Origin of the sequence: Achromobacter veterisilvae (assembly GCF_900496975.1) — a bacterium.
Classification (GTDB): Bacteria; Pseudomonadota; Gammaproteobacteria; order Burkholderiales; family Burkholderiaceae_B; genus Achromobacter; species Achromobacter veterisilvae.
Map to the genome: position 1 here is coordinate 33,076 of NZ_UFQC01000051.1, position 7,653 is coordinate 40,728.

Here is a 7,653-nt window from a genome sequence, read left to right on the forward strand (position 1 = left end):
ATCATGAAAGCGCTAAAAGAAACCTTGTTGTTCCTGGCCGGGGCCGCCCTGGCCGGCGCGGCGGCCGCGGCCCAGCCCGACGTGCCCAAACAGGTCAAGATCGTGGTGCCGTTCACCGCCGGCGCCAGCAACGACGCGATCGCCCGCGCGATAGCGCCGCAACTCGCCGCCCGGTTCGGCAACACGGTCATCGTCGAGAACCGCGGCGGCGCCGCCGGCGCGATCGGCTCCGAGTACGTCGCGCGCTCGGCCAAGGACGGCTCGGTGCTGCTCCTGACGTCGAGCACCTTCCTGACCACCGCCGCCACCCAGCCGCACCTGCCCTACGATCCGCTGAAGCAATTCGCCCCGGTCGCGATGATAGGCCAGGGCCCGCTGGTCATCGCGACTTCGGCGCAGACGCCCTACGGGTCGCTGCAACAACTGCTGGAGGCGGCCCGCAAGCGGCCCGGCGCCCTGAACTACGGTTCGGCCGGCGTCGGCTCGCTGGCGCACCTGGCGACGGTCATGCTGGACGACGCGGCGGGCACGGCAATGACGCACGTTCCCTACAAGGGCGCGGCCAACGCGGCCTCGGACCTGGCGGGCGGCCTGATCGACGTCATGCTGTCCAACTACAGCACGCTGGCCCCCGTCGTGCAGGGCAAGAAGGTCAAGCTGCTGGCCACGACCGCGGAGGCGCCCCAACCCGCCTTTCCCGGCCTGCCCCCCGCCGCGCAGACCCTGCCGGGCTATTCGGTGCAGATCTGGGTGGGCGTGTTCGCGCCGGCGGGCACGCCGCAGCCGTACATCGATCGGCTCAATGCGGCGCTGAACGAGATCTCGGCTTCGCCGGAGATGTCGGCGCTGCTCGACATCGACGGCACCGTGCCGGCCCGCCAGTCCAGCGCCGAGTTCGGCGAGCGCGTGCGCGATGAACTATCCCTGTGGCAAGGGATCGCCCGCAAGCACGGCATCAGTTCGGAATAGCGTCGACGGGCCCCAGCCCCAGCTTGACCATCTGGTGCCGCAGGGCATGCCGCGTCAGGCCCAGGCGCTGCGCGGCGCGGCCCAGGTTGCCCTCCTCGGCCCGCAGGGCCGCGCGGATCAGGCCGCGCTGGAACTGCGCGGTCTGTTCCGCGTAGCCGCCGGCGGAGGGGGACGCCGGCGAAGGCGCGGGCTTGCCCGCGTCGCGCAGGATGCGCTGCGGCAGGTGTTGCGGCAGCACGGTGTCGCCGTCTTCCAGGATGCAGATCCGTTCGAGCAGATTGCTCAGTTCGCGCACATTGCCCGGCCACGCATAGGACCTGAAAATGCGCCGGACCTCGGGATCGATGGCGGTGAAGCCGCTGCCGTGGGTGGCGTTGTATCGCTCCAGGAAACGCTGCGCAAGCACCAGCACGTCGTCGCCGCGTTCGCGCAGCGGCGGCAGGTTGATCGACACGACCTGCAGCCGGTAATAAAGGTCGTCCCGGAACCGGCCCGCCTGGACTTCCCCCAGCAGGATCTTGTTGGTGGCGGCGATGAACCGGGCGTCGATCGAGACCTCCTGCACCGAGCCGATGCGCCGGAAGCGCCGGCTGTCCAGCAGCGTCAGGATCTTGGCCTGCATGACCGGATCCAGCTCCCGGATCTCGTCCAGGAACACGCTGCCGCCATTGGCGGCCTCGAGCAGGCCGGTCTTGCGCGCCACGGCCCCGGTGAACGCGCCCCGTTCGTGGCCGAAAAGCTCGGACTCGAGCAGATTGCCGGGAATGGCGGCGCAGTTGATCTCGGTATAGCCCTTGTCCGCGCGCGCCGACTGCGCATGCAGGCTGCGGGCGACCAGCCCCTTGCCGGTGCCGGTTTCGCCGTAGATGAGGACGATGCTGGCGCGGCTGCGCGCAACCCGGCGCACCAGATCGCGCAGCGCCGCCATCGACGGATGGTCGCCGATGAGCGGCTCGCAGGCGAACGGGGCGGTCGGCATGGACGCGGCCGCTACACTTTCAGGAAGTGTTCGCGGTAGTACTTCAGTTCGTCGATCGATTCGTAGATGTCCGCCAGCGCTTCGTGGCGGCTCTTCTTCTCGAACCCCTTGTAGACCGCGGGCGCCCAGCGGCGCGCCAGTTCCTTCAGCGTGCTGACGTCGAGGTTGCGGTAATGGAAGAACTGCTCCAGGCGCGGCATGTAAGCAAACATGAACCGGCGGTCCTGACTGATGGTATTGCCGCACAGCGGCGACTTTCCGGCCGGCACATGCTGCGCGAGAAACGCCAACAGCGTATCCTCTGCCTGCGCCTCGGACACGGTGGACGCCTTGACCTTGTCGATCAGCCCGCTCTTGCCGTGCGTGGACTTGTTCCAGTTGTCCATGGCGTCGAGCAGGCTGTCGGGCTGGTGCACCACCAGCACGGGGCCTTCGGCCACGACCGTCAGGTCAGCCTCGGTCACCACCACGGCGACCTCGATGATGCGTTCTTTTTCAGGGTCCAGGCCGGTCATTTCCATGTCCAGCCAGACCAGGCGGTTTTCATTCACAGCCATATAATTTACCTATAAGAGTGCCCCCACGCTGCGCCTTCGGCTTGCTGCCCCCAAGGGGGCGCTTTTACCTTGGGGCGGCCCGGCGGTAAAACACGCGATTTTCGCACACACCTACTAGAGCAATCCGCAACGCCCATGTTCACTTTGCTGTTCGTCGCCTTCCTGCTGACCGATATTGCCGTGCGCCTGTGGCTGGCGTCGCGGCAGATCCGCCACGTCGCGCTCAACCGCGGCCAGGTGCCGTCCGAATTCTCCCACCGGATCGGGCTGGCGAGCCATCAGCGCGCGGCCGACTACACCGTGGCGCGGGTCAAGCTGGGCATGCTGGAGCGCACCTACGACGCCGTCCTGCTGGTGTGCCTGACCTTGATGGGCGGGCTGCAATTCATCGACCTGATGGTAGGCCAGCTTACCAGCAACGACTTCCTCCGGCAGATGCTGTTGCTGGTCGCCGTGGCGCTGCTGCTGGGCCTGCTGGGCCTGCCCTTCACCTTGTGGCGGCAATTCCGGCTGGAGGCCCGCTTCGGCTTCAACCGGATGACCCCGCAGTTGTTCGCCGCCGACGCCTTGAAGGGCCTGGCGGTGGCCGCGGTGCTGGGCCTGCCGCTGGCGGCGGCGGTGCTGTGGCTGATGGGCAGCGCCGGCGCGTACTGGTGGATCTGGGCCTGGGCGCTGTGGACGGTCTTCAACCTGGCGCTGCTGATCGTCTACCCGATGTTCATCGCCCCGCTCTTCAACAAGTTCACCCCGCTGTCCGACCCGGAACTGGCCGGCCGCATCCAGCGCCTGGCGCAGCGCTGCGGCTTCGCGCTGAACGGGCTGTTCGTGATGGACGGCTCGCGCCGCTCTGCCCACGGCAACGCCTATTTCACGGGCTTCGGGCGCTCGCGCCGCATCGTGTTCTTCGACACGCTGCTGGCGCGGCTGAACGGCGACGAGATCGAGGCGGTGCTGGCGCACGAGCTGGGCCATTTCGCCAAGCGCCACATCGTCAAGCGCATCGTGTTCAGCTTCGCCGCCGCGCTGGCGTTCTTCGCCATCCTGGGCTGGGTTTCCCAGCAGCCCTGGTTCTACGTGGGGCTGGGCGTGCTGCCGCAACTGGGCGGACGCAACGACGCGATGGCGCTGCTGCTGTTCTTCCTGGCCATCCCCGTATTCACCTTCATGCTGACGCCCCTGGCCAGTTGGTACTCGCGTCGCGACGAATTCGAAGCGGACCGCTATGCGGCCGAACAGAGCTCGGCGGAACGCCTGGTCTCCGCGCTGGTCAAACTCTACGACGACAACGCCGCCACACTGACCCCCGACCCTGTGCATTCCGCCTTCTACGACAGCCATCCCCCCGCCGCCGTGCGCATCCGCCACCTGATGGCGCCCGCATGAGCGGCCCGAGCCGCCCCAAGGGCGCTTACCAGAACGGGCAACACGCCAGCGCGCAGGCCGCCGCGCCGAACGAGGGCCGCATCATCGCGGCACACGGGCGCCACTACACTGTGGAGCTTGCCGACGGCACGCTGCGCAAGTGCTTTCCGCGCGGCAAGAAGGCCGGGGCCGCCGTGGGCGACCTCGTGCGCATCACGCCCCAAGGCAAGGACGAAGGCGCCATCGACGCCATCCTGCCCCGGCGCAACCTGCTGTACCGTTCCGACGAAATGCGCTCCAAGCAGTTCGCGTCCAATGTGGACCAACTGCTGATCGTCATCGCCGTGCAGCCCACCTTCTCCGACGACCTGACCGGGCGCGCCCTTGCCGGCGCGTGGAGCGCCGGGATCGCGCCTATCGTCGTCCTGAACAAGACCGACCTGGCGGACGCGCTGCCGGCGGCGCGCGCGCGGCTGGCGCCGATCGCGGCGCTGGGCGTGGACGTGATCGAACTCAGCGCGCTGGAACCCGAGAAAGTGCACGCCGTGCTCGCGCCGCGCCTGGCCGGGCACACCAGCCTGCTGCTCGGACAAAGCGGCATGGGCAAATCGACGCTGCTCAACGCCCTGGTGCCGGACGCGGCCGCGCCCACGCGCGAACACTCCACCGCCCTGGACATGGGCAAGCACACCACCACCAGCACCCGGCTCTACCACCTGCCCGCCCCGGGCGGCGACCTGATCGACTCCCCGGGCTTCCAGGCCTTCGGCCTGCAGCACCTGAGCCGCGAGGACATCATCCGCGGCTTCCCGGAATTCACGCTGCCCATCGAACAGTGCCGTTTCTACAACTGCACCCACCGGCACGAACCCGGCTGCGGCGTGGTCGCCGCCCTGGAGGCCGGCGCCATCGATCCGGCGCGCTACGCGCTGTACCAACGCATCCTGGAAGAGAACCTGGCGGGGCAGCAGCGTTATTGAACGAACCCGGTGTCAGACACCCGGACGCGCTGGTTTCAGCTTGAACGGGCATCTCGTGCGGGTGTCAGACACCGCGCCGGGTAAAGGTGCCCGGCACCCGCATGCAATCGGCGGGTCAGCGCGGCGTGAAGCCGTGGCGCAGCAGGTGGTAGAGGTTGCGCAGCATGCCTGCCGTCGCCCCCCAGATGAAATGCTTGCCGTAGGGCATTCCGTAATACTGGCGCACCCGGCCGTCATCCAGCCGGGCCTCGTACAGGCGGTGGTTGCCGGGATCCATCAGGAACGACAGCGGCACCTCGAACACCTCGGCCACTTCGAACGCATCGGGCGCCAGATTGAAGCCGGGACGCACGAGCGACACCACGGGGATGATGGAGAATCCCGTCGCCGTCAGGTACGGCGGCATGCTGCCCAGCACTTCCACATAGCTGGCCGGCAGGCCGGTTTCTTCCTGCGCTTCGCGCAAGGCGGCCGCCTCCGGCGTGGAGTCGCTGAGTTCGATGCGCCCGCCCGGAAAGCTGATCTGGCCCGCATGGTCGTGCAGGTGGGCGGCGCGCTGCGTCAGCATGATGGATACGCCGTTGTCGCGCGTCACCAGCGGAATCAGCACCGCGGCCGGCACGGGCGCGCCTTCGCGGCCCGGATAACGCAGGTCGGTGTCGCGCGACAGCTCCAGCGTCCAGGTGGACGGCTGGCTGAGCGTGCCCCGCAGCGAATCCGGGGTCAGCAGGCGGGCAGGCACGGCCGGCAGGGACTCGTTGGCCAGCACCCACGGTTGCGTCGCCGGATCGAAGCCGGGACGCGCCAGCGGCCTCCGGGGCCGCGGGGAAGACGAGGAATCAGACATACGGCTTTTTGAAAAGAAAAAGGCACCCTCGCAGGTGCCTTTTTAACCCGGAAACCCGTGCCGGACGAAAACGCGGGAAGGCGTAAGCGTCCGACACTGGCAGGGCCGTGTACCGATAAGCGATCAAGCCGCCGAGGCTTGCTTGCTGACCAGCTTTTCCTTGATACGCGCCGACTTGCCCGAGCGGTTGCGCAGGTAGTACAGCTTGGCGCGGCGCACGTCGCCGCGGCGCTTGACTTCGATGCCGGCGATTTGCGGCGAGTAAAGCTGGAACGTACGTTCCACGGCTTCGCCCGACGAAATCTTGCGCACGGTGAACGCGGAGTTCAGGCCGCGGTTGCGCTTGGCGATGACAACGCCTTCGAAAGCCTGCACGCGCTTGCGGGTGCCTTCAACGACGTTCACGCTCACGATGACGGTGTCACCGGGAGCAAATTCAGGCTTGGCCACGCCGCCGGTCAGACGGGCGATTTCTTCCTGTTCCAGGATAGCGATAAGGTTCATGAGAACTCCTAGATCATCATGTCGTTGCGGACTGAAACTTTTGCCGTTCGATGTTGTTCACGCGCTGTGGTTTGCACCTAATCGCGTGTGCATGGCCGCCCAGCATGAAGCCGGACCCCCATACATGTGCCGCAAGCAGAGGATGAGATTTGGCAAACCAATGATTCTACACCAAAAATCACGGCAAGCCTCAGGTAACATGAGCCCGGCCCGCCCCGGTTTGGGGTACTCTTCCGTTCTCTGTAACAAACACGTCATACGGCGCGGTTTCCCCTCATGTCGTACTCGTCCCTGATTTTGGTCGTCCTGGCGGCGATGGCCCACGCAACGTGGAATCTGCTCGCCAAGCGCGCGGCCATGGTGGGCGCTCCGTTTGTCTTCGCCTATGGGTTGTGCGCCTCGGTGCTGTATGCGCCGTGGGTCGTCTGGGTGCTGATGCACGACGGCATGAACTGGACCTGGCCCGTGGTCGGCGCCATCCTGACCTCGAGCTTGTTGCATTTGGGCTACAGCCTGTGCCTGCAGCGCGGCTACCAGGTGGCCGACCTGTCGGTGGTCTATCCCATTGCCCGCGGCACCGGCCCCCTGCTCTCCACCACGGGGGCCTTTCTGTTGCTGCGCGAACCCGCCACCGGCACCGGCATCGCCGGCATGCTGTGCGTGGTGATCGGCGTGCTGCTCATCGCGACCCAGGGCCGGCTGGCCATCTTCAAGCAGGCGCAGGCCTGGATCGGCGTACGCTGGGGCATGGTGATCGGCCTTTTCATCGCGGCCTACACCGTCGTGGATGCCTATGGCGTGAAGGTATTGCTGATCAGCCCGGTGCTGTTCGACTGGTTCACCTGCGTGACCCGCACGGCCATGATGACTCCCCACATGCTGCACCGCCGGGCCCACGCCTGGGAATCCATGCGCGGGTATTGGCACCTGGCGCTGGCGGTCGGCCTGTTGTCGCCGCTAGGCTACATCCTGGTGCTGTACGCCTTGCGCAACGGCGCGCCGCTGAGCCTGGTTGCGCCTGCGCGCGAGATGTCCATGATGCTGGGCACCCTGGCGGGCATGTTCCTGCTGCGCGAAAAAGTGGGGCCGGGCCGCTTGGCCGGCTGCCTGTCCATCCTGGTGGGCGTGGTGCTGCTGGGATCCAGCTAAACGCCAGGAATCCGTTCCAGGTTCCAGCTTCGCCCGAACGCCGGGACGGCTCAGAAACCGGCGGCGGCGCCCAGCCACATCAGCCCGGGGATGATGGCGCCCCAGGCCAGCACCATCGCCACGTCGATCAGCATTGCCTTGCGGGTCATGCCAGCCGTTACGGGTTCGGCCGTGGCGTTGCCCAGGCTGCGTTCGCGCGCGGCGGGCGCCGCCGCCAGGCCCGGCGCGAGGGGTGCGGCCGGTGCGGCGGGACGGACCTCGGGCGCCGGCACGGACACCGGAGCCGGCCCCTTGCCAGCCAGCAGG

8 protein-coding genes and 1 pseudogene are annotated in these 7,653 nt (G+C 67.3%); 4 read left to right on the forward strand and 5 right to left on the reverse strand.

What is annotated here, in order from left to right; all coding sequences use genetic code 11:
- Positions 1 to 3 precede the first annotated feature (3 nt).
- On the forward strand, positions 4 to 969 hold the full coding sequence (locus AVE30378_RS29250) for a tripartite tricarboxylate transporter substrate-binding protein (protein ID WP_129246235.1): 966 nt from the start codon (positions 4 to 6) through the stop codon (positions 967 to 969).
- Here AVE30378_RS29250 and AVE30378_RS29255 read toward each other — a convergent pair.
- Positions 956 to 1,948 (reverse strand): sigma-54 interaction domain-containing protein, encoded by a 993-nt coding sequence (locus tag AVE30378_RS29255; RefSeq protein ID WP_129246237.1) that lies wholly within the window; start codon positions 1,946 to 1,948, stop codon positions 956 to 958. The two genes, AVE30378_RS29250 and AVE30378_RS29255, sit on opposite strands and share 14 nt — an antisense overlap.
- Before the next feature lie 11 nt (positions 1,949 to 1,959).
- Positions 1,960 to 2,505: an oligoribonuclease gene (gene orn / locus AVE30378_RS29260; RefSeq protein ID WP_043543026.1), complete on the reverse strand. Its 546-nt coding sequence runs from the start codon at positions 2,503 to 2,505 to the stop codon at positions 1,960 to 1,962.
- Between the two features lie 135 nt (positions 2,506 to 2,640).
- On the opposite strand from orn, the gene AVE30378_RS29265 reads away from it, so the two are divergent.
- Together AVE30378_RS29265 and rsgA are read left to right on the forward strand one after the other, a co-directional pair.
- Positions 2,641 to 3,888: a M48 family metallopeptidase gene (locus AVE30378_RS29265; protein ID WP_129246239.1), complete on the forward strand. Its 1,248-nt coding sequence runs from the start codon at positions 2,641 to 2,643 to the stop codon at positions 3,886 to 3,888.
- Positions 3,885 to 4,847 (forward strand): ribosome small subunit-dependent GTPase A, encoded by a 963-nt coding sequence (gene rsgA / locus AVE30378_RS29270; protein ID WP_244235176.1) that lies wholly within the window; start codon positions 3,885 to 3,887, stop codon positions 4,845 to 4,847. The genes AVE30378_RS29265 and rsgA overlap by 4 nt, the downstream gene beginning before the upstream one ends.
- 115 nt (positions 4,848 to 4,962) lie before the next feature.
- On the opposite strand, the gene AVE30378_RS29275 is transcribed toward rsgA, so the two are convergent.
- Positions 4,963 to 5,694, reverse strand: coding sequence for a CoA pyrophosphatase (locus tag AVE30378_RS29275; protein ID WP_129246241.1), 732 nt, complete (start codon positions 5,692 to 5,694; stop codon positions 4,963 to 4,965).
- A gap of 123 nt (positions 5,695 to 5,817) precedes the next feature.
- Positions 5,818 to 6,198 carry a 50S ribosomal protein L19 gene (gene rplS, locus AVE30378_RS29280; RefSeq protein ID WP_043543023.1) on the reverse strand — a complete coding sequence of 127 codons (381 nt, stop codon included), beginning with the start codon at positions 6,196 to 6,198 and terminating at the stop codon, positions 5,818 to 5,820.
- Between the two features lie 276 nt (positions 6,199 to 6,474).
- Here rplS and AVE30378_RS29285 point away from each other — a divergent pair, with 276 nt between their 5' ends.
- A complete protein-coding gene (locus tag AVE30378_RS29285) occupies positions 6,475 to 7,347 on the forward strand; it encodes a DMT family transporter (protein WP_129246243.1) in 873 nt (290 codons plus the stop codon).
- A gap of 50 nt (positions 7,348 to 7,397) precedes the next feature.
- Here the strand turns inward: AVE30378_RS29285 and AVE30378_RS29290 are convergent.
- Positions 7,398 to 7,653 (reverse strand): annotated as a pseudogene (locus AVE30378_RS29290) (hypothetical protein); the annotation flags it as partial.